Source organism: Paenibacillus sp. J22R160, assembly GCF_059692135.1.
In genome coordinates this window covers 240,864-266,215 of sequence record NZ_JCAUAU010000004.1, presented here as the reverse complement: position 1 = coordinate 266,215, position 25,352 = coordinate 240,864, and the positions used below count along the sequence as shown (strand labels likewise).

At 47.9% G+C, this 25,352-nt stretch carries 22 protein-coding genes; 20 read left to right on the top strand and 2 right to left on the bottom strand.

Annotated features, from left to right (window positions below; all coding sequences use genetic code 11):
* Nucleotides 1-44: 44 nt before the first annotated feature.
* The 12 genes from cotE to AC58UW_RS11850 all read left to right on the top strand — a co-directional run bounded on the left by cotE (nt 45) and on the right by AC58UW_RS11850 (nt 15,480).
* The gene (cotE, locus tag AC58UW_RS11905) at nt 45-611 is read left to right on the top strand and encodes an outer spore coat protein CotE (protein ID WP_497420877.1); all 567 of its coding nucleotides are present in this window, start codon (nt 45-47) and stop codon (nt 609-611) included.
* 108 nt (nt 612-719) lie between these two features.
* Nucleotides 720-2,189: a putative amidoligase domain-containing protein gene (locus AC58UW_RS11900; protein ID WP_497420876.1), complete on the top strand. Its 1,470-nt coding sequence runs from the start codon at nt 720-722 to the stop codon at nt 2,187-2,189.
* A gap of 205 nt (nt 2,190-2,394) precedes the next feature.
* Complete coding sequence (gene mutS / locus AC58UW_RS11895) at nt 2,395-5,022, top strand: DNA mismatch repair protein MutS (protein ID WP_497420875.1); 2,628 nt, start codon at nt 2,395-2,397, stop codon at nt 5,020-5,022.
* 49 nt (nt 5,023-5,071) lie between these two features.
* On the top strand, nt 5,072-6,511 hold the full coding sequence (locus AC58UW_RS11890) for a S41 family peptidase (RefSeq protein ID WP_497420874.1): 1,440 nt from the start codon (nt 5,072-5,074) through the stop codon (nt 6,509-6,511).
* A 6-nt stretch (nt 6,512-6,517) separates the two neighbouring features.
* A complete protein-coding gene (gene mutL / locus AC58UW_RS11885; RefSeq protein WP_497420873.1) occupies nt 6,518-8,518 on the top strand; it encodes a DNA mismatch repair endonuclease MutL in 2,001 nt (666 codons plus the stop codon).
* Between the two features lie 4 nt (nt 8,519-8,522).
* Nucleotides 8,523-9,299, top strand: a complete 777-nt coding sequence (locus tag AC58UW_RS11880; RefSeq protein WP_497420872.1) for a class I SAM-dependent methyltransferase — start codon at nt 8,523-8,525, stop codon at nt 9,297-9,299.
* The gene (gene miaA / locus AC58UW_RS11875; RefSeq protein WP_497420871.1) at nt 9,293-10,261 is read left to right on the top strand and encodes a tRNA (adenosine(37)-N6)-dimethylallyltransferase MiaA; all 969 of its coding nucleotides are present in this window, start codon (nt 9,293-9,295) and stop codon (nt 10,259-10,261) included. Before AC58UW_RS11880 ends, miaA begins: the two co-directional genes overlap by 7 nt.
* A gap of 66 nt (nt 10,262-10,327) precedes the next feature.
* Nucleotides 10,328-10,567 carry an RNA chaperone Hfq gene (gene hfq, locus AC58UW_RS11870; protein ID WP_497420870.1) on the top strand — a complete coding sequence of 80 codons (240 nt, stop codon included), beginning with the start codon at nt 10,328-10,330 and terminating at the stop codon, nt 10,565-10,567.
* Nucleotides 10,568-10,857: 290 nt separating this feature from the next.
* Complete coding sequence (locus tag AC58UW_RS11865) at nt 10,858-13,305, top strand: transglycosylase domain-containing protein (protein ID WP_497420869.1); 2,448 nt, start codon at nt 10,858-10,860, stop codon at nt 13,303-13,305.
* A gap of 47 nt (nt 13,306-13,352) precedes the next feature.
* On the top strand, nt 13,353-14,057 hold the full coding sequence (locus AC58UW_RS11860; protein ID WP_497420868.1) for a peptidylprolyl isomerase: 705 nt from the start codon (nt 13,353-13,355) through the stop codon (nt 14,055-14,057).
* A 54-nt stretch (nt 14,058-14,111) separates the two neighbouring features.
* Nucleotides 14,112-14,813, top strand: coding sequence for an alpha/beta hydrolase (locus AC58UW_RS11855; protein ID WP_497420867.1), 702 nt, complete (start codon nt 14,112-14,114; stop codon nt 14,811-14,813).
* Nucleotides 14,785-15,480 carry a YdcF family protein gene (locus tag AC58UW_RS11850; RefSeq protein ID WP_497420866.1) on the top strand — a complete coding sequence of 232 codons (696 nt, stop codon included), beginning with the start codon at nt 14,785-14,787 and terminating at the stop codon, nt 15,478-15,480. The genes AC58UW_RS11855 and AC58UW_RS11850 overlap by 29 nt, the downstream gene beginning before the upstream one ends.
* 228 nt (nt 15,481-15,708) lie before the next feature.
* Here AC58UW_RS11850 and AC58UW_RS11845 read toward each other — a convergent pair whose 3' ends face one another.
* Together AC58UW_RS11845 and AC58UW_RS11840 are read right to left on the bottom strand one after the other, a co-directional pair.
* Nucleotides 15,709-16,578 (bottom strand): SDR family oxidoreductase, encoded by an 870-nt coding sequence (locus AC58UW_RS11845; protein WP_497420865.1) that lies wholly within the window; start codon nt 16,576-16,578, stop codon nt 15,709-15,711.
* Nucleotides 16,579-16,616: 38 nt separating this feature from the next.
* Nucleotides 16,617-17,417, bottom strand: coding sequence for a GNAT family N-acetyltransferase (locus tag AC58UW_RS11840; protein WP_497420864.1), 801 nt, complete (start codon nt 17,415-17,417; stop codon nt 16,617-16,619).
* 109 nt (nt 17,418-17,526) lie between these two features.
* On the opposite strand from AC58UW_RS11840, the gene AC58UW_RS11835 reads away from it, so the two are divergent.
* From AC58UW_RS11835 to efeB, 8 genes are all read left to right on the top strand, one after another.
* Complete coding sequence (locus tag AC58UW_RS11835) at nt 17,527-18,057, top strand: GNAT family N-acetyltransferase (RefSeq protein WP_497420863.1); 531 nt, start codon at nt 17,527-17,529, stop codon at nt 18,055-18,057.
* A gap of 13 nt (nt 18,058-18,070) precedes the next feature.
* Nucleotides 18,071-19,072: a lipoate--protein ligase gene (lplA, locus tag AC58UW_RS11830; RefSeq protein WP_497420862.1), complete on the top strand. Its 1,002-nt coding sequence runs from the start codon at nt 18,071-18,073 to the stop codon at nt 19,070-19,072.
* Between the two features lie 32 nt (nt 19,073-19,104).
* A complete protein-coding gene (locus tag AC58UW_RS11825) occupies nt 19,105-19,731 on the top strand; it encodes a histidine phosphatase family protein (protein WP_497420861.1) in 627 nt (208 codons plus the stop codon).
* A gap of 26 nt (nt 19,732-19,757) precedes the next feature.
* The gene (locus AC58UW_RS11820) at nt 19,758-20,069 is read left to right on the top strand and encodes an antibiotic biosynthesis monooxygenase family protein (RefSeq protein ID WP_497420860.1); all 312 of its coding nucleotides are present in this window, start codon (nt 19,758-19,760) and stop codon (nt 20,067-20,069) included.
* Nucleotides 20,070-20,206: 137 nt separating this feature from the next.
* Nucleotides 20,207-21,175 carry an AAA family ATPase gene (locus AC58UW_RS11815; RefSeq protein ID WP_497420859.1) on the top strand — a complete coding sequence of 323 codons (969 nt, stop codon included), beginning with the start codon at nt 20,207-20,209 and terminating at the stop codon, nt 21,173-21,175.
* 170 nt (nt 21,176-21,345) lie between these two features.
* Complete coding sequence (locus AC58UW_RS11810; RefSeq protein ID WP_497420858.1) at nt 21,346-22,827, top strand: FTR1 family iron permease; 1,482 nt, start codon at nt 21,346-21,348, stop codon at nt 22,825-22,827.
* Nucleotides 22,828-22,854: 27 nt separating this feature from the next.
* Complete coding sequence (locus tag AC58UW_RS11805) at nt 22,855-24,015, top strand: imelysin family protein (RefSeq protein WP_497420857.1); 1,161 nt, start codon at nt 22,855-22,857, stop codon at nt 24,013-24,015.
* Nucleotides 24,016-24,043: 28 nt separating this feature from the next.
* Complete coding sequence (gene efeB / locus AC58UW_RS11800) at nt 24,044-25,315, top strand: iron uptake transporter deferrochelatase/peroxidase subunit (RefSeq protein WP_497420856.1); 1,272 nt, start codon at nt 24,044-24,046, stop codon at nt 25,313-25,315.
* The last annotated feature ends 37 nt before the right edge of the window (nt 25,316-25,352 follow it).

The following is a 25,352-nucleotide window of genomic DNA, read 5'->3' as shown; positions in this document are numbered from 1 at the left end:
TGCATACACTTGTAATGAATGATTGTATGGAGGAGGTTGAAAGGATGTCATTAGATAAAGATTTGCAAAGCAGAGAGATCATTACAAAAGCTGTCTGCGGTAAAGGTCGCAAATTTTCACATGTAAGTCATACCGTGACTCCGCCCTTTTCTCCGACCAGTATCTTGGGCGCTTGGATTATTAATAACCAATTCGAGTCGATCCAATCTGGAGAGGGCGTAGAGGTAGTTGGTACTTATGATATCAACATCTGGTATTCTTACGATCGCAACACGAAAACAGACGTAGCAAAAGAAACCGTTTCTTATGTAGAAGTCGTTGGACTAAGCTATCTGGACAAAAAACATAAGCCAACGACAGCTGAAGTGTCTGCTGTCGCAACGCAAGAGCCCAACTGTGTGGAAGCCAGTATCGCTGCAAGCGGCGACAGCGTAGTGATTCGGGTTGAGCGCGAGTTCCAAGTCGAGCTCATTGCCGAAACGAAAGTGTTTGTCATTGTCAGCCCGTATGGTCCGGGAGATTTTGACGACAAACATGTGGATTTCGATGATAGTGGCGATGGAGATTTCGAGGATCTCGATGCCGAACTTCTTGAGGATGAATTAGATTAATGAACCCTATACGCCAGTATATGCTGGCGTTACAGGTTCGGCAGAGGGCATTTGCCCTCTTTTTTGTTTTATAGACATATTTGGGCATAACGAGAAGGAGTAATCCGGATGGAATCATTCTTACTGCACGCACAAGAGAAAGAAGCGCTGGAACTGGCTAATCTTATTCAAATTCCGAGCGGCACGAAACTTCCGGATGATTGGCGGGGACGAATCATCATTCACTGGGGAGCCGCTCATGATGAATGGCCTCAGAAACAGGCGCTGCAGCCAATTAAAGCGATTCTGCGAGCAAAGGCAAGCACGAAGCGCGACGAGCAGCTGGCTATGCATGGGCTCAAGACCTTAGCCTTACTGAAGAAACGCGGTTTGATGAAGGATGCCCCGCTGACATTCACCCACAAATATAAGGTGGCCGTCTTTCATTTGCAAACGCTTATTGTCTATGAGAAAAAAGAAACGCTGCTGCTCTCTGAGAAAACACTGTTTACCCAGCGGCAAGCAAACGCAAGTTCCGCCTACATAGAAGTCATGCCGGATCGAGCCAGCTTTCATGTGCGCCGAGCAAGCCGTGAGGCGGTTAAAGCCATTTATGCACTTGGTTTAGATTACGGATTGGTCACAATTGGCGTTCTGGCCTCCGGGCATACCGTCGTTCTGGATGTAGATCCAGCACCGAAGCTCAATGGAAAACTGACGCAGTTGTTCGCGCAGGCCATTGATCGGTATGAGCTTGCACTCGCGAAGGAAGTTCAGCGCAAGGAGCGGGTCATGCTCGGGACCGATCCCGAGTTCCTGCTGCTGAGCCCGCAAGGTCAGGTCATCTTCGCCGACCGTTTCCTGACGCGGAAAGGCGAAGTCGGCTGCGATGCCGTCGTGCTCAGCGGGCATCGCCTGATCCTGCCGCTGGCAGAGCTGCGTCCGCAGCCTAGTAGAGACCCGCGCGAGCTGGCGAGGAACCTGCTGTCTGCGATGCAGCTCGCCGCGCGGGCGATCCCTGACGAGAGCCTGGCGTGGCTCTCGGGCGGAATGCCGGTGGGAGGCTACCCCCTCGGCGGACATATCCACTTCAGCCGCTGCTGGCTGAATGGCCATCTTCTGCGCGCGCTCGATAACTACCTCGCGCTGCCTTTGATCTTGATCGAAGGCGACACGACGGGTCAGCGCCGCCCCAGATATGGTTTTCTCGGCGACTTCCGGAGAAAGTCGCACGGAGGCTTCGAGTACCGCACTCTGCCGAGCTGGATGCATTCGCCATTGATCACGCGCGGGGTTTTCGCGCTTGCTGCGCTTATAGCGGATAACTACTGGCTGCTTACAAGGCAGCCGCTGCAGGATCTGGATATTCAGGCGGCGTACTATAGCGGCGATAAACAGCGGCTCTACGGTGTGGTTGCCAGGCTTTGGCAGGATCTTGAGCTGTTGAAGGGCTATGAGGTGCACGCAGCGGTTCTAGGCCGGTTCCGCGAACGAATTCTATCCATGAAACCTTGGGACGAGAGAGAAGACTTTCGCAAAGCTTGGAAAATTGCTCCGTACAACCGTAAAGAAGCAATTGAAGAAAGAATCATGTTATAATAGATTATCTATACAAGATGGAAGATTGGCTAACGCTAGAGGCTCGTAGATCCGTATGCGCTCTGTCCAACAGGCAGGCTGTATTCGGGTGAGTGGGGCCTTTAGCGGTTACTGCTTTTTAATATTTTGCGTGTCTATGAAAATGAAAAATGGTAGTTTCATAGCGGTTATTTGTGAATAATGTGATTGGTTGGAGGAACGCAAGGTGGCCCAATATACGCCGATGATTCAGCAATACTTGGCCGTGAAGGCGCAGGTCCCGGACGCATTTTTGTTTTTTCGTCTGGGGGATTTTTATGAAATGTTTTTTGAAGATGCCATCAACGCTTCCCGTGAGCTCGAAATAACTTTAACCGGAAGAGAAGGCGGCGTAGACGAGAAAATTCCGATGTGCGGCGTGCCCCATCACTCGGCTGAGAATTACATGTCTCGTTTAATCGAGAAAGGCTACAAAGTTGCGATTTGCGAGCAGGTCGAAGATCCTGCAGAGGCCAAAGGCGTTGTCCGCCGCGAAATTGTGAGGATTGTGACGCCGGGGACTGTCATGGACAGCAAGTTATTAGGTGAATCCAGCAATAACTACATAGTTTCGCTCGTGACACGCGAAGAAGGTTATGCCTTTACGGCATGCGATATTTCAACAGGCGAATTGTATACGACGAAGCTGGCTCCTTCCTGGGAGCTCGTTGTAGATGAGCTTAACGTATATAACCCTTCCGAGATTATTACGGATGCAGCATTGTTAACGACAATTCGCGAATCTGGGGTCACATGGGGACGGAATACCGTATTAACGGAGTGGACGCAGTCGGATGAGAAGCTGCTGGACGAGCATTTTGCTGAAGATACCGCGCTTTCTGCTTTGACATCCCTTCATCGAGATGGCGTGGCTTTGCTGCTGGCCTATTTGAAAGAAACGCAGAAACGCGCACTTACTCACGTGAAGCACATTAGGGTCTATGAACCTGATCAATTCATGACAATGGATCCATTTACGCGAAGAAACCTTGAACTCGTAGAAACAGTCCGCGAACGTGCGAAGAAAGGCTCCTTGCTTTGGCTGCTAGACAAAACCGTAACGGCAATGGGCGCACGAATGCTGCGCCGTTGGATCGAGAAGCCGCTCATGAGTGTCTCGCGCATTGAAGAGCGTCTGGAAGCTGTTGATGTGCTTTACAATCAGCTCATCGTACGTGATGACGTGAAGCAAGCGTTGAAGGAAGTCTACGATTTGGAGCGTCTCGTAGCGCGTATCTCCTATGGCAATGCGAATGCCCGCGACATGGTCGCTTTGAAGCACTCTCTTCAGCAGGTGCCATTGCTGCAGGAGGTTTGCGCACAATCCGGTTCTGCAACACTGCGTAAACTTGTTGAGAATATGGATGTCTGCGAAGACGTAATGTCATGGATTGCTAACGCAATTGTTGACGAACCTCCTGTATCCATACGGGATGGCGGAATGATCCGTGAAGGCTACCAGCCTTATCTGGATCAACTGCGTGAGGCGAGCACGAACGGGAAGCAGTGGATTGCGGAACTGGAGCGTCAGGAGCGCGAGGCGACGGGCATTAAGTCGCTCAAGATCGGCTACAACAAAGTGTTCGGTTACTTTATCGAGGTGACCAAAGCGAATATGTCGGCACTACAAGAAGGCCGCTATGAACGCAAACAAACACTGGCGAATGCGGAACGCTACGTCACGCCAGAGCTGAAAGAGAAAGAAGCGCTCATCCTGGAAGCGCAGGATAAAATGATTGATCTGGAGCATGAGCTGTTCACGGAGCTTCGCGACCGGATTTCTCAGCATATCTCCAGATTGCAGAAGCTGGCGGAAGTGATTGCGACCGCTGACGTATACCAATCGATGGCTGCAGTCAGCGCGGCGCAGCATTTCCGCAAGCCGGAGATCGGCGAAGGCTTCGATCTCCATATTGAAGAAGGCCGCCACCCAGTTGTGGAGGCGGTTATCCAAGACGGCTCGTTCATCGCGAACGATACGCGCCTTGAAGGAGAGCAGGGCCGCATTCTGCTCATTACCGGTCCGAACATGGCCGGTAAGAGTACATATATGCGGCAAGTTGCCGTAATCTGCCTGATGGCGCAGATTGGCTGTTTCGTTCCTGCCAGATCCGCGCGCATTCCGGTCACGGACCGGATCTTTACGAGGATCGGCGCGGCGGATGACTTGATCGGCGGGCAGAGCACGTTCATGGTCGAGATGATGGATATCCAAGTGATGACGGAGAAAGCGACTAGCAAAAGTCTCGTTATCATTGATGAACTCGGACGAGGCACTTCAACCGGAGAAGGCATGGCGATTGCGCAGGCCGTTATCGAGTTCTTGCATGACAGTATCGGTTGCAAGACGCTTGTATCGACCCACTTCCATGAGCTTGCTCATCTGGAAGAAAGCCTCCGCCATCTGCGCAATCATTGCATGGCGGTCAAGGAAAGCGGCAGGCAGGTGACCTTCCTGCGCAAGCTCATTCCTGGTGCAGCAAGTACGAGTTACGGCATCTACTGTGCCGAAATCGCCGGGCTGCCGGATGCGATCATTCAGCGCTCCTATGAGCTGCTGAATGGCTTTGAAGAGCGGGCGGCGGGCTCTGCCCAGGTCGCCGCAGCGGCTGTGGCGGTCACCGCTCCTGCGCCCGCCCCGATTCAGCAGCTGTCCCTCTTCGAGGAGGACAGCACGGCGGCTGTGTCCGGCAAGAAGAAGCCGGACGCCAAGTCTCAGCTGGTGCTTGACCAGTTGAAAGGGATTGACTTAATCAATATGACGCCTCTGCAGGCGCTCAATTTAGTATACGAATGGAAACAAAAGCTGCAATAAAGCGGATGGTAACCATCTATTCATTTTATATAACCAAGGAGAGACGCACATGAAAAACCAGCCTAGATTGAGAAAAATGAAAGTAACCTTAGCCCTCGTCTCTGCTCTAATGGCCGTATTGCCTGCTAGCGCTGCTCTCGCTCAAGAAGATTTGCAAACCTTGCAAGTTAGAGAAATTATTGGGAAACTGCATGTGAGCGGCGTGACGGAAGAAGCATTAGCTGGTCAAAGTATTAAACAAATGATCGAAGGTTTGAAAGATCCTTATACGGTTTTCTTTAGCAAAGAAGAGTATGGACAGTTCTCCAGTTCATTGGAAAATAATTATGTGGGTATGGGTGCGCGGATCGGAATTGACGAAAAAGGTGTCTATTTATCTGAAGTTTTTGCTGGCTCAGCTGCCGAAATCGCCGGTTTACAGCGGGATGACTACGTCCGTGCTGTAGATGGTGTGCCTGCTTCGAAAACCTCCATTGATGAAGTTCGTGACAAAATCATCGGCGTGGAAGGCTCGAAAGTTAAAGTAACGGTTGCTCGTGGAGACAAGGAACTGACGGTTGAGCTAACGCGTAAAGGGGTTAACGTGCCTGAAGTGTACAGCAGCAGCTTTACTAATGGGGTAGGATATATCCAAATTACGGATTTCTCCAGTGATGCGGATGAAGATTTTGATAAACAACTTGCCGCGCTTCAAGCAAAAGGCTTGAAATCGTTGATTTTGGATGTGCGCAATAACCCAGGTGGCCTTGTGGACACGGCGCAGAATATTGCCAAGCATTTCGTGAAGGACGGCGTGCTCATTCATACGAGAGACCGCGATGGCGTAGATGATCCTGTATTAATCCAAGGCGGGAGCGAGCTATCGATTCCTGTTTATATTTTAGCCAATGAGAATAGTGCCAGCGCATCGGAAGTGCTTTCAGGCGCTTTGCAGGATTATAACGTTGCGAAAGTAATCGGCATGCAGACATATGGCAAAGGCAGCGTACAGCAGTTGTACCAGCTAGATAATAACACCGCGCTGAAAGTAACGATTGAAGAGTATCTAACGCCAAACAAACGTAAAGTGAATAAAGTGGGCATTACGCCGGATATGAAGGTAGATGGCCCTGCCGCGCAGTTCATTACAGCGTTGCATACAGCAGGCATCCCTGATGTTCAAGTTGACATTTCCAATCATTTGGTAACGTTCAATGGGGTAGAAATAAGCAGCGGTTTTGGGAACTTCCGTGAGAATGGCAAATTGTTTGCGACTTCGCGCGGGTTAGCGGCCTTAGTTGGGGCGACGATCACGTGGAATGAAGCGAACCATACGGTCGATATTTCTGACAGCAAAGGGACCCACGCTATTCCGGTTGAAGCAGACAAGCTCATAATCGAAAATGGGACAAGCTATGTGAATGTTGACCTGTTCGCCCAATATTTCCCGCAGCTGCAAGTGAAGGATCAGGGAGAGCATGTTTCCATCCGAGCAGTAAAGGGGAACTAGAGCATTATGGGTAAAATCCAGCTTTTAAGCGAGCACATCGCGAACCAGATTGCTGCAGGGGAAGTGGTGGAACGCCCTTCCTCTGTCGTCAAAGAGCTTGTTGAGAACTCGGTCGATGCAGAGAGCACACGGATTGATGTGACCATCGAAGAAGGCGGGCTGCAGCTGATTCGCGTGTCTGATAACGGGACCGGAATGGCGCTGGAGGACTGTGAATTAGCTTTTCAGCGGCACGCGACGAGCAAAATTGCGACAAGCAAAGATTTGTTTTCTATTCGTACCTTGGGTTTTCGTGGCGAGGCATTGCCAAGCATAGCGTCAGTCTCTCGATTGGAGTGTGTTACAAGCTCTACCAATGATGGTTTAGGGCGGAAAATCTCCATCGAAGGCGGCACCATTCGTACAGTAGAAGAAACGGCGGCTTCACGCGGGACCGAAGTGACAGTAAGGGATTTATTTTATAACACGCCTGCGCGCCTCAAATATATGAAAACGATCCAAACCGAGCTGGGCCATATTTCGGACTATATGTACCGGTTAGCATTAGCTCACCCTGGCATCGCCTTTTCGCTCAAGCATAACGGCAATATGCTGTTGCAAACGCTGGGCAACGGCGATTTGCTTCAAGTGATCGCCGGCATATATGGCACAGCCATCGGCAAGCAAATGCTTCCAATCCAAGTGGATAGCTTGGATTACACCATCATGGGCTTCGTTGCGAAGCCCGAAATGACGCGCGCGAATCGCGGCGGCATATCGACCATTGTGAATGGCCGATACGTCCGCAATTTTGCGCTGAATCAAGCACTGCTGCAGGGGTATCACACCCTGCTGCCGATCAATCGCTTCCCGGTTGCTGTGCTGCAAATCGGGATGGACCCTGCCCTGGTGGATGTGAATGTGCATCCATCCAAGCTTGAGGTCCGCTTCAGTAAAGAAGCGGAGTTGACGGCGTTAATCGAAACGGAGGTCAAACGTTTATTCGGACGCCAAGTACTGATTCCCACGGGGAGCAAGCCGTCAGCGCCGAAAGGGGCCTACGTTCAGGAGCAGCTTGATCTGACACGAACGATTGAGCCGTTAATGCCGCAGAATCCTAGCGTTACGAAGCCACTGGAAAATCCGCAAGAAACGGATTCTCCACGGATTCAAATCAAAGAAAGCCTGTCTGCTTACAAACCTGAGCAGCAGAAACCTGTATTTGAATCGCCGGCACAAGCGGCAGAGCCTAAAGCGTGGTCGCCTCCTTCGAACCCGGGTCCGTCCTATTCCGCTCGGGCTGCCTCAACGCAGGCAAACAACTCGTATTCGCCGGCAGCCGCAAATCCAAGACATGTTTCCATTCAGCAGCAGCGCCGCACGAATGAGGCATTCATGGATTTGCTGCCGTCGAATGAAGAGAACGATCAGCCCAAGCTGCCTGCTTTTCCAAGCTTAGAGCCAATCGGTCAAATGCATGGCACTTATTTGATCGCACAGAATGCCGATGGGTTATACTTAATTGATCAACATGCCGCACATGAGCGGATTAATTATGAATATTATTATGAGCGTTTTGGCAATCCTGCTGAGGCAAGCCAAGAATTGCTTGTTCCGATTACACTGGAGTTTACACCTTCTGAGGCAGGTATTCTCTCAGATCGATTGTCTCTTTTTGAACAAGCCGGCGTGTTTATGGAAGCATTTGGCGGGAATACATTTCTGGTTCGCGCTCATCCTCATTGGTTCCCGTCAGGGGAAGAAAAAGGGATCGTTGAGGAAATATGTGAATGGGTGCTTAGCGAGAAGAAGGCGGTTGATATCGCCAAGCTGAGGGAGAAAGCAGCGATTATGTGTTCCTGCAAAGCCTCCATTAAAGCGAATCAAGGGCTTAGTGTCTTGGAGATGGAGACGCTCATTGACCGTCTTGCAGGCTGCCGAAATCCGTATACATGTCCGCATGGACGACCTATTGTTGTTAGCTTTACTACCTATGAACTGGAAAAAATGTTTAAGCGAGTGATGTAACCCCGTGATAGTAACGACTTCTTTTGACCCTTCGGTTGAAATTGAAAACAAAGCAGGACGATTGGCTGCGGAGTATGGCGGTCGATTCGTCCCCCGAAGGAAGTATTCTTTGGAACATCTTAGGAAAAATAATAAGGATACAGCTCTCCTGCTTGTGACCAGGGATGAGATCAGGTACTATGAAGATGACTATCCTGCAGCTTTTTTCCATCCCAGTATGGCCCTCGTTCGTGTGAAGCGTATGCTCAGAGGTGAATCAGATCTATTGATTGAAGCCTCCGGTACGGCGCGTGGCGATGTCATTGTGGATTGTACAGCAGGATTAGCGTCAGATTCGATCGTGTTCTCCTTCGCAGTCGGCGCGCAAGGAAGTGTCACTGCCGTAGAAAGCGAAGACATTCCGGCCATGCTGATTCAAGAGGGTTTAGCGCTCTATGAATCCGAGGTTGCGGAGCTCAATGAGGCCATGAGGCGCATATCGGTCAAAAAGCTGCATCATCATGCGTATTTGAAACAATTAGAATCAAAAAGCGTTGATGTCATTTACTTTGATCCGATGTTTCGAAGTCCAATCGAAGAATCTCAAGCGATTTCTCATCTGAGAAGGAATGCGAACGATGAAGCAATCACGCTAGATTCGATCGAGGAGGCAAGGCGTGTTGCACGCAAAAGCATTGTGCTCAAAGAAAACAGAGACAGCAAGGAATTTGCGCGTCTTGGCTTTGAGCATGTATTACGATCGACGACCAAAACAACGTATGGAGTGATTCGACTGTGTTAGCCCCATCAGCCAAGCCGAAATTACTCGTGCTTCTTGGTCCCACGGCAGTTGGCAAGACCAAGCTTAGTTTAGAAATTGCCCAGAAGTTCGGGTGCGAAATTATTTCCGGAGATTCCATGCAGGTATACCGGGGAATGGATATAGGAACAGCCAAAGCGAGCGAAGCTGAACAGCTCCTTGTTCCGCATCATTTAATTGATATTCATGATCCTTCTTATCCTTTTTCGGCTGCGGAATTCCAAGAACGTGTGAAAGCATTAATACTTGATATTCACTCGCGTGGAAAGCTTCCTTTTATCGTTGGCGGTACAGGCCTATATATTGAGTCTGTCTGCTATAACTACCAATTTACAGATGTCAGTATGGATGAAGCGTTCCGCCTTGAGCAGGAGGCGTATGCTACCCAGCATGGCGACGAGGCTTTGCATCTAAAGCTGCGTGAAATGGATCCGGAAAGCGCAGATCGCCTGCATGCCAATGATCGTAGACGGGTGATTAGGGCTATGGAGATCTATCATGTCTCCGGTGAGACGATGACTTCCCATTTGGCCGCCCAGAAAAAAGAATCCCCCTACGAACTATGTATCATTGGACTGACGATGGATCGCGCGCTCCTATATAAGCGCATTGAAGAGCGCATCGACGAGATGATGCAAGAGGGGCTCGTGGGCGAGGTTCAGTCGATTTTGTCCGCAGGATGTCCGAAACAGGCTATATCTATGCAAGCACTCGGCTACAAAGAAATCGTCAGCTATTTGGAGGGAGAGCTTACCCTTGAAGCGGCTGTGACGCTGCTGAAGCGAGATACACGACGATTTGCCAAGAGACAATTGTCCTGGTTCCGGCATATGAAAGATATCCACTGGGTGGATGTGACGGAGCCGGCAAATTTTTCTGACCATTTCGAAAAGATTAGTGATATACTAGCAGGAAAGTTTGTACATAAAATTGAATATAGTTAACAAATATGACCACTAGAAAATAGCGCCGTCAGGCGATAGTTTCATTCCATTAAGGGGGACCTACTGATGAACCGTTCCATTAACATTCAGGACAACTTTTTAAATCAACTTCGCAAAGAAAGCATTCCCGTAACCGTCTATTTAACAAATGGGTTCCAAATCAGAGGACTTATCCGCGCTTTTGACAATTTCACGATCATCATTGACAGCGAAGGCCGTCAGCAAATGGTGTACAAACATGCCATTTCTACGTTCACGCCGCAACGCGCTGTTTCTTTAATGGCTGCCGCGGAAACAACGGAATAATATTCCTTTACTCGTTTGGTTTTGCAACTTTTTAATGGACTGAATCGTCTAACCGAATAGAAACTTGTGGGAGCAACCTTGTTTAAGGTTGTTCTTTTGTTGGTTAATAGATAAAGAATTGTACAACGAGGGAGTCGGTGGATTTGGAGAGACCTACAAACAAACAGTCAACAACGAATACCAAAACGAAACCACAAGGTAGTAAGAAAGGTCCAAAAAAGAAGAAGTTTAATTTTCGCAAATTAATCTTGGGTTCTATTATAGCAACGATTCTGGCAATCATATGTGCAATGGCAATTTATATTGTCGTTATTATGAACGGCTTTAAGATTCTGGAAATGAATATCGATAAAATCGAGACGACGACGGAATCGACCCTTATTTATGCGCAGGAAGAAGGCAAGGATGCACAGGCTAAGGAGATTGCCAAGATTTATAAAGGCGAGAACCGGGAGAGCGTGAACATCAAAGACGTTCCGGAGCGTTTGAAGCAGGCATTTATTGCGACAGAAGATCGCCGATTTGAGCAGCATTCCGGTGTTGACTTCTGGGCGATTGGCCGAGCGCTAGTCAAGGACGTTATTCATATGAGCGCCGTTGAAGGCGGAAGTACCATTACCCAGCAGTTAGCCAAAAATGTATTCCTCAGTTCCGAGAAAACAGCGTTCCGTAAAGGAACGGAGATGTCCATTGCGTTTGCTTTGGACGAAAAGTATACCAAGGATGAAATTCTTGAGCGTTATTTGAATCGTATTTTCTTTGGCAGTAATGCCTATGGGATTAAAGCAGCTGCCAAGGTTTACTTTGGCAAATCCAACTTGAACGATCTAAAGGTTTGGGAAATGGCGACTCTAGCTGCTTTACCCAAAGCGCCATCGAGATATTCGCCATTAGCGAACCCGGATCTGTCCAAAGAGCGTCGAGGAGTCGTGCTTAAACTAATGGCCGATCAAGGGTATATTACGGAAGCCGAGCGCGCAGAAGCCGCAGCTGTGGATTACGTACCGCCTGCTGCTGCAGGAACAAACACGAAGGATTATGCCAGTTATGTGGATTACGTGATGAATGAAGCGGAAGACATGTATGGCATTGATGAAGATGAATTGCTGACGAAGGGCTACCGTATTTACACAACGATGAATCCTAAAGCCCAACAAGTCATGGAGCAAACCTACGCGAATCCGAGCTTTTTCCAAAAGGATGCTGCGGATGGGCAGAAAATTCAAAGCGCCATGGTTATTGTAGATAACAAAACAGGCGGTTTGATGGCGATGATCGGTGGACGTGATTACAAATCGCGAGGATTCAGCCGTATTTATTCCAAAAGGCAGCCGGGTTCTTCTTTTAAACCGATCGCCGCATACGGTCCTGCCCTAGAAAGCGGGAATTACACACCTTATTCCATGATGGATGATTCTCAAACCACTTTCGGGAATGGGACTTATTCACCACGCAACTATGACCGTGTGACGCATGGTCAAGTAACGATGTTTGAAGCAGTGAAAAAATCATACAACTTGGCACCAGTGTGGTTGCTTGACCAAATCGGCGTTAGAACGGGCATCGATTTTGCCAAAAAGCTGGGCATTCAGCTGAATCCGACGAAAGACGTCAACTTGGCTATTGCACTTGGCGGTCTTACGGATGGGGTTTCACCTTTGCAAATGGCGACTGCTTACTCCGCCTTCGCGAACCAAGGGTCTCTTAACAAAACCCATGCGATTCTTCGCATTACGGATACGCAAGGGAAAGAAATTGCGGCTTATAAGCAGGAGAAGAAACAAGTGATTCAACCGAAAACCGCTTATTATATGACACTTCTTCTTCAGGGAGTTGTCGAAACAGGAGGTACAGGTACTAAGGCTAAATTGAATCGTCCAGTTGCCGGTAAAACAGGTTCTACAGGGCTGGATATTAAGGGAATTGAGCAATATGACCGTGATGTTTGGTTCGTTGGGTATACGCCTGAATGGACGGCGGCCGTGTGGGAAGGCTTTGATAAGGTAGATTCGAAGCATTATGTGACAGTTGGCAGCGGAAGCACGGCGGCTCTTTTCAAAGAGATCATGTCCAAGTCGATGGATGGCGTTTTTCCTATCACGAATTTCGTTAAACCAGCGAATGTGCCTGCACCAACAGAGACACCTACTGGAGTAACCGATCTAGCGGCTGTGTATGAGATCGACAAGAAATCTGTTAAACTAACATGGACACCGCTTGGCGGGAAGACGAGTTATAATGTGTACCGCAAAGGTTCCAAAGAGACGGATGCTAAACTTCTGATTCAATCACCTGTAGCAAATGTGGATGATTCGTCGGTATTCAGCGGAGAAACCTATCAATATTACATTGCGCCATTTAACGCGGACACCAATGTCGAAGGTGCCAAATCAAATGTAGCTTCCGTAGAAATCCCTAAGGATGACACGCTGCCGGATGGAACGAAGCCTACTCCATCACCAGGTGTTTCGCCTACGCCTTCACCTGGCAATGGGAATGGGAATGACCCGACTAATCCGACGCAGTCTCCGGGAGGGAAGCCTACACCTACGCCAACGCCGGGTCATACGGTCAAGCCAGGTGGGAGCCCGAGTCCAACCCCGAGCCCGAGTCCGAACTCAAGCAATGGACCAAGTCCGACACCAACGCCACCCAATAAGCCGGGAAATGGAACTCCGGATAAGCCGAAGGATGGCAAGCCAGATGGGGAACAAGTGATTGTGCCCAGAACGCCGTAATTGAAGATCAGCAATTTGAAACCCACGACTAGACGGAGGAATTTACAATGAACCTGCTTAAACCAGCGAAACTACTGCCACTCACATTGATCGCACTCACGATGCTTGCTTCGGCTTGCGGCAACAAACCAGCTGAAACGGCTGGCGGTACGGCTACGCCGAAAAACGGCGCCACAGCGCCGGCTGCTTCTGCTTCACCTGCGGCCACCCCGGCAGCGAAGCAATGGAGCAAAGCTCCAGACATGACGATTGATACAAATAAAAATTATCAAGCGGAAGTAACGACGTCGAAAGGTTCGTTTACCATTGACCTTTACGCCAAGGAAGCTCCCAAAACGGTGAACAACTTCGTGTTTTTATCCAAAGAGGGCTTCTACAATAATGTGACGTTTCACCGGATTATCAAATCATTCATGATTCAAACAGGGGACCCGCAAGGGACGGGTATGGGCGGACCTGGATACAAGTTCGCAGACGAACTCAAAACTTCGCACAAATACGAACCAGGCACTGTTGCAATGGCGAATTCCGGTCCGAATACGAATGGCAGCCAGTTTTTCATTTGCTCGGGTGCTGATTGCGCGAATTTGAACCAAATGCCGAATTACAGCATTTTCGGGAAAGTGACGCAGGATGGCATGGCAACAATTGCCAAAATTGCCGAGACACCTGTAGAGATGGGCGGAGAATCGACACCAAGCAAACCGAAAGAAAAGGTAACGATCAACGGCATCACGATTAAAGAAAAATAGAATAAATTAGAATATAAGACATTACTTCGGAAAGATTGACGGGAGGGATGCCGGGTGAAACAGGTGAAACAACCCTGTCTATTGTTCCATGGATTTACTGGTGGGCCATATGAAGTTGAGCCGTTAGCTCGGCACTTGCGTGAACGCGGTCAACTTTGTAAGGTGCCGGAACTCCCCTGGAATGGGGATTCCAAGAACCAATTAAAAACTTCCCGCTGGGAAGATTGGGTAAGGGCTGCCGAGGAGCAAGCGGAGAAAATGACGCGCGAATACGGCGAGTTTGACATGGTGGGCTTCTCGATGGGTGGCTTGCTAGCTGCGTATTTATCCGTGAGATACCCGATTCGCCGGCTCATTTTATTAAATACAGCTGTGATTTATGTAAGCCCAGCTCGGATGCTTGAAGTGATGCGAGATGAATGGAAATATGAAAGGAAAATTTCCCTCGACAAAGCCAAATCAACACCTTTAAGAGCTACTTGGCAGTTTGCCCGGTTAGTTAACAAATTAAAGCCAGAGCTAAGTCAGGTGAGTATTCCTACACTAATTGCACAATCGGAGAAGGATCAGGTGATTCATCCACAAAGTGCGCGTTACATTTATAGCAAAGTGAAAGGCCAACGCGAGCTTCACTGGCATCCGAGATCTAATCACCTCATTTGCCATAGCGATGATGCGGCTATATTGTTTCGACAAGTAAGCGCATTTTTGGATAAGGAGTACATGGATGACAGCCAAAACCAATATGAACCATAAGCAGCGAACGGTTTCCCCAAAACCGAGAAAAGCTTCCAAACCTTTGCCGAGGTCACAATTTCGGCGGACGCTAACCAACCTATTGCGATTGTTCATCATTCTGTTCCTTCTCGGAGTAGCCTGGATTATATATATTCAGTGGAAGGTGCAAGTCGCTCCGGATCAAGCCTTGCCTAAGCAGGTTGATGTAGGCATTGTGCTGGGAGCATCCTTACGTCAAGATATTCCAAGTCCAGGGCTTCAAGAGCGGTTAGATTTAGCTGTTAACCTATATAAACAAGGCAAGTTCAAGCAACTTATCGTAAGCGGCGGTCTGGATCATAATGGCTCCAAGCTGACTGAAGCAGAGGGCATGCGCAATTATTTGGTCAAAAAGGGACTTCCCGCCAAAAGCATTCTGATCGAACCGAAGGCCACAAGCACGTACGAGAATTTGTTGTTTTCCAAGCAAATTATGGACGAGCAGGGCCTTGTGAGCTCCATCATTGTGACGCACTCCTACCATGGCTCGAGATCGCTGGATATTGCGGAATCCGTAGGAATGAAAGAGCCGCTCGTTTCGTCAATCGACTCCGAAGTATTGTTCATGCCGTATCATGAAGCAAGAGAAACACTTGCTTATACAAAGTGGATATGGACGAAGCTGCTGCTGAAGGTAGGCGTCTAAATAGAAAAAGTATGACCTGTATGTTTGAGAGAACTACATTCCGCTATTTTCCTGGTTTCATCTGAAAAACGCATCATGAGGGACAAATAAGAGCCTGTAGTTCCGTTCAGATGGAACACTGCTCGTTTTTCTCCAAATAGCGGACTACAGTTCATCTGATATGAGTCGATGTTCGTCAAACCGAAAAGAACCGTCAGGATGAAATTCCCTGACGGTTCTTCTTGTGATTTAGCCGTTAACAATCGTTCCTCCATTAACATGCAGCACCTGACCCGCCATATAAGAGGAATCCTCGCTGGCCAGGAAGACGTAACTCGCTGCAAGCTCTCCTGGCTGCCCCGCGCGCTTCATTGGCGTCGTGGAGCCGAAGGTGGCGACTTCCTGCTCCGTGAAGGTAGAAGGAATCAGCGGTGTCCAGATCGGACCTGGCGCGACGGCGTTCACGCGGATACCTTTGGCATTCAGTTGCAAGGAAAGGGATCGTGTGAAAGTAACGATCGCACCTTTCGTGGCGGAATAGTCGATCAGCTGCTCATGTCCATGATAAGCTGTGATGGAAGCAGTATTAATAATGGCGCTTCCCGACTTGAGATGGGGGAGAGCAGCTTTGGTTAAATAGAAGAAGGAAAAAATGTTCGTTCTAAATGTTCGTTCGAGCTGTTCGGATGTAATATTCTCAATACTTGGCTGCGGATGCTGCTCAGCGGCATTGTTCACGAGAATATCGAGCTTCCCGAATTGTTGAACGGCTTGCTCGATGATCTTCTTGCAAAAGTTCTCATCGCCGATGTCACCAGCGACATGCAGACATTTACGACCTGCCTTCTCCACATGCTTCTGCGTCTCTTCCGCATCTCCGTGTTCATTGAGGTAGACGAGCACGACATCAGCGCCTTCTTTGGCAAAGGCGACCGCAACCGCGCGGCCTATGCCGCTATCGCCTCCGGTGATTAGCGCGACTTTGTCCTTCAGCTTGCCAGCTGCTTTGTAAGCAGCGTTGTCAAACTCAGGACGCGGGTTCATCTGTGACTCGATGCCAGGCTGTACATTTTGATGCTGAGGTGGAAAAACAGGTTTCGGCGTAGTAGCTGTAGCCATGAACTTAGACTCCTTTCATATCCTTACCAAATTCTTAGTTAGGATGATGCAAAGGGGGGCAAATCATACTTCAATCGGTAATGATAGCGATACTTGGTTTGGTAGCCAAGTTTTTCATACAACGAAACGGCGGCTGCATTGGAAGCAACCACTTGCAAGTATTGCTCAGCAGCACCCTGCTCCAGACTCCAAGAGGAGAGGGCGTACATAAGATAGTAGCTCAGACCTTGACCACGCTCCTTCTCGCTCACAACCACATTTAGGAAACCGGCCCACTCGCCTTCGACAATAGCTGTGCCGACGGCAATGATTTGATTACCCTTTTTTAATTTTACAAAACCTTTGGTCTTGGAGATTCGGTCACATATTCCTTTGTAGCATTCCTTGAGCGATTTATCGTAATTTTCAAGAGTAAGAAAAGCATCCAGCCATTCATCATCCACTTCGTTCATCCATTCTGTCGATATGGGCAAAGGTGGTTTCAACAGGAGTTTCTGCTGTGCTAATGCGGCCGCTTCTTGAGTATTTGCAAACATCATGAGACATGGAAGATCAGGGACATATCCCTGCGTATGCAACATGGCATCCAGCCCAGGCGGCGATGCATCGCTAATATGAAAAATGGCAGGAAGGCCTTTGTCGGCGTAGAATTGTTCGATAAGCGGCAGCCAGTCAGCGGTTGTAGGATACTCACCGATTGCCAGCACACTATTGGCACGCTTTGTGACGCCTTGGGTAGCTCGCAATTGCCAGTGATCGATATAAGCGGTAATTTCGGCAGGCCATGTGTTGGAGGCAATCGTATCGATTTCGTTGTAAAAAGTGATTGAATCGTTCATCAAAAGTGAACTCCTTTCGATTCTTCAGACGTACTTTAAATAAATATACATATTAATGCATAAAAATACAATATCAAAAGTGGAAAAATATTGTCCATTGAGGTAAGCTATGAAACAACGGAAAGAAAACTGCAAACTGGCAGCAGGGGTGGATGATTTGGAACTTATCATACGACGAGCACATTCCGAAGACTATGAGGCGGTCAATGCCATCATTCGTTTTGGTCAAGAGGAACATGCGGCAGCTTTGCCTAATCATTTTGCAAGATTGGATCGCGTCGTTGCCATGGGCTGGTACCGCAGTTTTTCCGATCAGATGAACAAGGTGATATGGGTCGCTGAGAAAAGCGGGCAAGTGGTGGGTGTCGCTATGCTGGAGATAAAGAAAAGCTCTTCGTATGAAGCGCTAGTTCCACGCACTTACGCTCATATGAATGAATTGGCGGTGTCACCTGACTTTCAGCGGCAAGGCATTGCAACGTTGCTCTATCAAGCATCTGCGGCATGGGCGCGGGAACAGGGGGCTTCCTCCCTTGAGCTTAATGTTTGGGAATTTAATGAGAGCGCCAGAGCTTTCTACCAATCTTTAGGCATGTATACACTCAATCGAACGATGGCGTCCGATTTATCTAACGAATAGAAGGAGCAACCTCATGCGATTTATTGATAACGAAAGAATAACAGATCCACGGATCAACTTGGCGATTGAGGAATACGCGTTAAGACATCTGCCTGATCAAGACAGTTACCTGCTTTTTTATATGAACGAACCATCCATTATTATTGGGAAAAATCAAAACACACTGGAAGAAATTAATCCAGAGTATGTGAAAGATCACAACTTGCATATTGTTCGCAGACTTTCCGGCGGTGGGGCTGTTTATCATGATTTAGGCAATTTGAATTTTAGCTTCATTACTAAAGATGACGGGAATTCTTTTCACAATTTTCAAAAGTTTACAGAGCCCGTTGTAGAAGCCCTTCGCAAACTTGGGGTGGAAGCGGCGCTAACAGGACGTAATGATATTCAGGTCGGCGAGCGTAAAATTTCAGGGAATGCGCAGTTTGCAACGAAAGGCCGCATGTTCAGCCATGGTACGCTGTTATTCAACTCTGAGATTGAAAATGTCGTTTCTGCACTCAAGGTTAGCCCTGACAAAATCCAATCCAAAGGCATTAAATCGATTCGCAGCAGAGTCGCCAACATCGTTGAGTTTCTGGATGAATCTATAACGATTGAGGAATTTCGTCTGAAACTGCTGGCCTCCATATTTGGAATGGAAGCGTCAGAAGTGCCGACGTACAAGCTTTCTGAAGAAGATTGGCGCCAAATTCGCAGCATATCCGAAGAACGTTACGGAAACTGGGACTGGAACTATGGCAAATCACCGAAGAGTACTGTGCAAAACTCCAAGCGCTTCGAAGGTGTTGGGAAGTTAGATGTACGTTTAGCCATAGAAGAGGGTCAAATTCAAGACTTGAAAATTTATGGCGATTTCTTCGGCGCTAGCGATGTAGCGGAGCTGGAAGAGGTGCTGCGCAGCTCCCGTTATGAAGAAACGGCGATTCGAGAGCGGTTAGCGGATATCGAAATGAGACGTTATTTCGGCGCTTTGGAGCTTGATTCTTTTGTCAATCTTCTGATGTTAACTTAACCAATTAGATCCTAGGGGAGGGAAATCTGGTCATGACAAAGCTATATCTAATCCGGCACGGGGAAACGCTCTGGAATGTGGAGCGCCGGATGCAGGGACATTTGGATTCACCGCTGTCATCTTTAGGCGAACAGCAAGCATTATGGTTGTCCTGCGCGTTGAAAGATGTTCCATTTGAAGCCATGTATGCAAGCACTAGCGGGCGTACGCTGCAAACTGCACAGATAATCAAAGGGGATCGTGATCTTGCGATCCAACCTTCCGATGAATGGCGGGAGATGAATTTAGGCGACTGGGAGGGGCGCATCTCGGATGAAATTGAGCGATTAGACCCGGATAATTTCCATGCTTTCTGGCGTAATCCTGAGGCGTATCGCCCAGCGCGAGGTGAATCTTATTCGGATCTACAGGCCAGGGTTACTCCGGCACTTGAACAATTGCTTGCAGCGCATGAGGGACAAACCATTGCGCTTGTTTCACACACTGTCACGCTGAAAGTGATCATGGCTTATTTTGAGCAGAGAGGTCTTGCTGAGCTCTGGAATCCGCCATATTTTCATCCAACCTGTCTAAGTATTGTTGAAATCGTGAATAACGAACCGCACATCCGTCTTCATGCAGACACTTCACATTTTGAAGACGATGCTTTCGGGTACTAACATTTATTCAATAGGAGGGACTATCAATGATCCTTGAAGTAGCCATTTTACCTGTAATTGCAGGGAGAAATGCAGAATTCGAAGCTGCATTCCGCGAAGCATCTTCCCTTATTTCATCAATGAAAGGGTATGTGTCACATGAGCTTCAGTCATGCATCGAAGACGACAACAAATATTTGCTTCTTGTGCAATGGGAAACCCTCGAGGACCACACCGTAGGCTTCCGAGGCTCAGCTGAGTATCAGGAGTGGCGTAAACTGCTGCATCACTTCTATGATCCTTTCCCGGTCGTAGAGCATTACACCCTAACGCAAGCCTATGGCGCAGGCGTAAAATAAAGCAGAAAAGCTTCCGGCATAGCTCGGAGGCTTTTTCTATTAGTGTAAGCACCGCTGATCGGTCTAAATAGCAAGGAAAGAGCGTAGGATGGATAGATACCATCCATCGAAACCAACTTGTAAACGAGGTGATCCTCATGAGTGGTCGGAGCTTGCCATCCAGACAGATCAACATCGTCTTGCGGCAGCCAGAGCATCGGCGAGCGGTTGATGGCGCCGGCGACCAGATTCATGCTTCGCCGCTGGCCGATGCAGAACCGCAGCAAACCGGGAAAAGGACGCCGCTTGAAGGTCCGTTATCGGATATTTTTAAAGAGTTAAATCAATTGATAGGACTTGATAATGTCAAAGAATTGGTGCATGAGATTTACGCGCTGCTCCAAATTTCACAATTCCGCGCTGAGGCTGGCTTGATCAGCAATGCGCATGTGTACCATATGATTTTCAAAGGGAGTCCCGGCACGGGCAAAACGACGGTGGCCCGGCTGATGGGACGCATGTTTCACGCAATGGGTGTGCTGAGCAAGGGGCACTTTATTGAAGTGGAGCGGGCAGATCTCGTAGGTGAATACATTGGACATACAGCTCTAAAGACGAGGGAATTGATGAAAAAAGCGATGGGCGGCATCTTATTCATCGATGAAGCCTACAGTCTCGCGCGCGGAGGAGATAAAGACTTCGGGAAGGAATCGATCGACGCGCTGGTCAAAGGCATGGAGGACAAGAAGAATGACTTCATACTGATTCTCGCCGGCTATAGTGACGAAATGGAGCAATTCCTTGCAACGAATCCCGGGCTGCCTTCCAGGTTCCCGATTCAAATTGATTTTGAGGATTATCCAATCGAACAATTAATTCAGATTACGGAGCTAATGGCCAAAGATCGGGAATATGTACTTATGCCTCAGACCGTAATGAAGCTTAAGCAGCATTTAACGGAGGAGAAGGCAGCAACTTGGCGGGCTTTTAGTAATGCGAGGTATGTTCGCAATATTCTAGAGAAAGCGATGAGGCATCAAGCGGTAAGATTGCTTAGTCAATATGTGAATGCTCCTTCCAAATCGGAATTAATGTCAATTCGACCAGAAGATATGAAATTTAAATGAACATTTAAGAAGCCATTTAACTTTTTTTAGGTTAAATGGCTTTTTTTCTTGTTTAAATGAATTGACAGGATCGAAGAACGGAGTAAAATAGACAGAGTAATTAGAGATTGATAATGATTATCAATATTAATTAAATTGGTAATTGATTTCCAAGGGGGGCTTTTGCTATCATGCCTAAAATGTTTATTGCTAGCTGGATTGCATTGGTCTTATTTATAACTGTCCCATTTTCCGTTTTCGCTAATGCCGAAGACGACCTCGCTAAGGAAGATGAGAGCATCGTCCGTGCTATCCAAGCTGCGGAGAGCGGTAAGGTGGAAGAGGCTTCCAAACTGTTTGATACGTTTCAAATGAACTGGTTGTCTTATGAAGGTGGCGTGAAGGAGCGCTCGCTTGCGGCTTATCAGAAGATCGAGCAGGCAATGGGAGAAGTCTCATTTCAAACCGTTAAGCAGCCCATTGATGAGCCTAAGCTTCTAGCGGGACTGAAAGAGCTTCATACGCTCAATAAGAACTTCATTGAAGGGAATTTGAATGCTTTTGGTCTAGCTTCTAAGAACGATGGCCAAGTATCTGTAGCTGACCTGGTCGCGCTCTTGGACAAAGCTTCCGGACAGCTCAAAGAGAACGATGTGGACGGGGCTTCGACAAGTATTCAAATGCTTCGAGATTCTTGGCTGCAGATTGAGGGGATTGTCCTTACACAGTCTTCCTCGGTTTATACATCCATGGAAAGAGACATGGTCACAGCCTATGCACAGCTGTCTGCGACGCCTGCTCAAGTCAATGAGGCTTCAGCAACGATCGCACGTATGCATGCAGATTTGAATCCGTTAGCCGCCAAAACCAGATATACGATGCTGGATGCAACGACGATTTTACTGCGAGAAGGGTTGGAAGCTTTGCTAGTCGTTATTGCCCTGCTCGGATTTTTACATAAATCGGGTCATAGTAATAAGAAACAATGGATTTGGTACGGGGTGCTAGGTGGACTACTTGTGAGTATCGCGCTAGGCATCGCTGTTCAGCAGCTGTTCTCAGCGAGTGCTTTTGGCAATAACAACTTTTTGATTGCTGGATGTACCGGCATTTTCGCTGCTGTCATGTTGCTATATATGAGTTATTGGTTGCACAGTAAATCGAGTATTTCGAACTGGCAAAAATACATAAGGGATCAGAGCGTCAAAGCGCTAGCGACAGGGAGTTTAGTTTCACTTAGTTTACTAGCTTTCCTAGCTGTGTTCCGTGAAGGTACTGAGACGGTTCTCTTCATGATCGGGATGGCGTCCTCGATTTCATTGAGCTCTTTGGTCGGAGGCATCGCGATTGGTGCTGTAATCCTGATCATTGTGGCGTTCCTCATTTTAAAAGTCGGCTTGCGTATTCCGATGCGCCCATTCTTCTTGGTTTCAAGCTTCTTCGTCTTTTATTTGTGCTTCAAATTTGCCGGTATGGGTGTCCACGGTCTGCAGTTAGCCGGTTATCTTCCTGCAACGACGGCATCTTGGCTGCCTAGTTGGGATTTCGTTGCACTTTATCCGACACTCGAGAGTGCGATTCCTCAATTTATCCTCTTGTTAGCGGCATTGTTCACTGTCATATGGGATCGTCTTAAATGGATTCAAAACAAAAATCGAGCGGTTTATAAATAATTTTTTTATCGAGAAGGAGCACAAATTATGAAAAAGAAACTTATCATTTTAGCGGCAGCAACAACGCTAGTCCTTGCTGGTTGCGGAAAAACAGAAACAGTAGAAGTGAAGAAAGTTCCTTTTACGGAAGGTTCGGCAGCACTGCTTACAAGCATTGATCAGCTAAAAGGTCAACTAGATGCAAATAAAATAAAAGACGCGAAGAAGCTATCAACGCAGTTGGAAGATCAGTGGGCCAGCTTTGAGGATGAAGTGAAACCGAAATTCCCGGAACTCTATTTTAAAGTGGAGAAATTTCTGATTCCATTGGAAGCTGGTTTGAAACAAGACAAGTTGGATTATCCCACATTAGCGGCACTAAACACGAATGCTAAGGCAGCCATGACAGAGTTAACGACATCTTTTACGGATAACAAAGGTGCGGTCAATAAAGATGTTATTGAGGCATCCAAGGAGCTTCAAGAAGCAGCGAAAGCTTATAATAAATATGTACAGGATCAAGGGACACAACTTGTTACTTTATTAGAGCAGCTGGATGCAGCTGTGAAAAGCGGCGATCTGAAAAAAGCGCAGGAAGCTTATGGACTATCCCGTATGCCTTATGAAAGAATTGAGCCGATCATCGAAACGTTCAGCGAATTGGACGGTGTCATGGATGCTCGTGTGGATGATTTCAAGAATGAAAAAGATCCAGCATTTACGGGATATCACCGCATTGAGTACTTGCTTTTTGTGAAAAAGAATGTGAAAGATGCTGAGCCATTCTCTGCCCGCCTATTAGAAGACGGCAAGAAAATGCAACAGGCAATCGCATCTACAACGATCGAAGCTTCAGACTTTATCGCGGGTGTCGGGGAATTGATGGAAGAAGCACAGTCCAGCAAAATTACGGGTGAAGAAGAGCGTTGGAGCGGGGCTACAGTGCCTGTTATCCGGGCCAATGTAGAAGGTGCGCAAGCGATTTATGACCTTGTCAAAGGTGAATTGAAGAAGAAGGATGCTGCTTTAGATGAGAAAATTTCCAAAAGCTTAGCGGTAGTTATTGAAACAATGAACCTACTTTCGCCAGCTGGACCCACTTGGAACGATTTTGGGAAAATTGAGCAATCCAAACAAGTCGATTTGAAAAATAAATTGGAAGCTTTGGCAGAACCTCTTGTGAAAATGCCAGGAACGTTAAGTAAATAAAGTAACGGATCGGAGGGGAGAAGCAACAATGGCAGATAAAATGAATCGCAGAGCTTTTTTGGGGATGACTGCGGCAGGAGCAGCGGGAATCGTGCTCGGTGATTTGCTGGGGAAAGCACAAGGAGCGGTTCCAAGCGCAGCAGAGGCGAATGCAAGCAAAGCCAACGCTGAGAGTGAAACGATCTCTTTCTATGGCGCTCATCAAACGGGTGTCGTGACGCCTGCTCAGAACTTTGCCAACGTGGCGGCTTTTGATATAACGACTGAGAATGTGCAGGAACTTAAGGAGCTCCTGCAGCATTGGACAGAAATGGCAGCTACGCTAATGGCAGGTAAACCACTGGCCGTCGAGCCTCAAGAAGCCAAATTTCCTCCAACGGATACAGGTGAGCAGCTGGGGCTAGATACGGGGAAACTGACGATAACTTTCGCTGTAGGTGCCTCTCTTTTTGAAAAGGAGGGTGTTGATCGATTCGGACTTCGTTCACGGAAACCTTCACGTTTAACAGAGATGCCGATCTTTCATAAAGATTCCTTGCAGGATCAATTAACCCATGGCGATATGTTGATTCAGGCATGTTCAGATGATCCAGTGATCTGTTTTCATGCGATCCGGAATTTGGCCAAGGCAGCACGCGGGGTTGCCCATTTACGTTGGCAGCAAACTGGGCAGCTAGGCCTGAAGGCGCAAGGAACCAAGCGAAATCTGTTCGGTTTCAAGGACGGTACGAATAATCCGGCTTTGACGGATGAAGCTTTTATGAAAAATAACGTATGGGCAGATAGCGGTGATGATGCATCCTGGTTTGCTGGTGGAACCTACATGGTCGTTCGCCGCATTCAAATGCGAATTGAAACATGGGATCAACAAACGTACTCCGATCAAGAGGAGATTATAGGACGTCAGAAAGTTTCCGGGGCACCGCTAGATGGTCAAAAGGAAATGGATCAGCCTAAATTCGAAGAGGATTCGGGCGGTAAATTTACACCGCTCGATTCCCACATTCGCCTATCGAATCCGCGCGCAGGCGAGAATTCAGAACGTGAACGTATTTTGCGAAGAGGCTATAATTTCATGGAGAATCTGGACAGCGTTGGACGGTTGAACGCCGGATTGTTGTTCGTTTGTTTCAATCGGAACATTCAAACGCAGTTTGAATCGATTCAGAAAAGGTTGACGAATCCGAAGCTGCCAGATCAAATGCTGGCTTATACGGATACGACTGGCGGGGGGTATTTCGCCGTGCTTCCGGGCGTTCCTTCGAAAGGATCCTACTTAGGTCAAAGTTTATTTACTTAACATGTGTGGAAAGATACCGGAAGGCCACGTGGCCTTT

Coding starts and splice junctions, on each gene's coding strand:
- AC58UW_RS11840 (WP_497420864.1), bottom strand. CDS start 17,417: ATGAACGATTCAATCACTTTTTACAACGAAATCGATACGATTGCCTCC.
- lplA (WP_497420862.1), top strand. CDS start 18,071: ATGCGATTTATTGATAACGAAAGAATAACAGATCCACGGATCAACTTG.
- hfq (WP_497420870.1), top strand. CDS start 10,328: ATGAACCGTTCCATTAACATTCAGGACAACTTTTTAAATCAACTTCGC.
- AC58UW_RS11845 (WP_497420865.1), bottom strand. CDS start 16,578: ATGGCTACAGCTACTACGCCGAAACCTGTTTTTCCACCTCAGCATCAA.
- AC58UW_RS11810 (WP_497420858.1), top strand. CDS start 21,346: ATGCCTAAAATGTTTATTGCTAGCTGGATTGCATTGGTCTTATTTATA.
- AC58UW_RS11865 (WP_497420869.1), top strand. CDS start 10,858: ATGGCAATTTATATTGTCGTTATTATGAACGGCTTTAAGATTCTGGAA.
- AC58UW_RS11825 (WP_497420861.1), top strand. CDS start 19,105: ATGACAAAGCTATATCTAATCCGGCACGGGGAAACGCTCTGGAATGTG.
- AC58UW_RS11805 (WP_497420857.1), top strand. CDS start 22,855: ATGAAAAAGAAACTTATCATTTTAGCGGCAGCAACAACGCTAGTCCTT.
- AC58UW_RS11850 (WP_497420866.1), top strand. CDS start 14,785: ATGACAGCCAAAACCAATATGAACCATAAGCAGCGAACGGTTTCCCCA.
- mutL (WP_497420873.1), top strand. CDS start 6,518: ATGGGTAAAATCCAGCTTTTAAGCGAGCACATCGCGAACCAGATTGCT.
- cotE (WP_497420877.1), top strand. CDS start 45: ATGTCATTAGATAAAGATTTGCAAAGCAGAGAGATCATTACAAAAGCT.
- AC58UW_RS11890 (WP_497420874.1), top strand. CDS start 5,072: ATGAAAAACCAGCCTAGATTGAGAAAAATGAAAGTAACCTTAGCCCTC.
- AC58UW_RS11815 (WP_497420859.1), top strand. CDS start 20,207: ATGAGTGGTCGGAGCTTGCCATCCAGACAGATCAACATCGTCTTGCGG.
- AC58UW_RS11820 (WP_497420860.1), top strand. CDS start 19,758: ATGATCCTTGAAGTAGCCATTTTACCTGTAATTGCAGGGAGAAATGCA.
- AC58UW_RS11835 (WP_497420863.1), top strand. CDS start 17,527: ATGAAACAACGGAAAGAAAACTGCAAACTGGCAGCAGGGGTGGATGAT.
- AC58UW_RS11860 (WP_497420868.1), top strand. CDS start 13,353: ATGAACCTGCTTAAACCAGCGAAACTACTGCCACTCACATTGATCGCA.
- efeB (WP_497420856.1), top strand. CDS start 24,044: ATGGCAGATAAAATGAATCGCAGAGCTTTTTTGGGGATGACTGCGGCA.
- AC58UW_RS11900 (WP_497420876.1), top strand. CDS start 720: ATGGAATCATTCTTACTGCACGCACAAGAGAAAGAAGCGCTGGAACTG.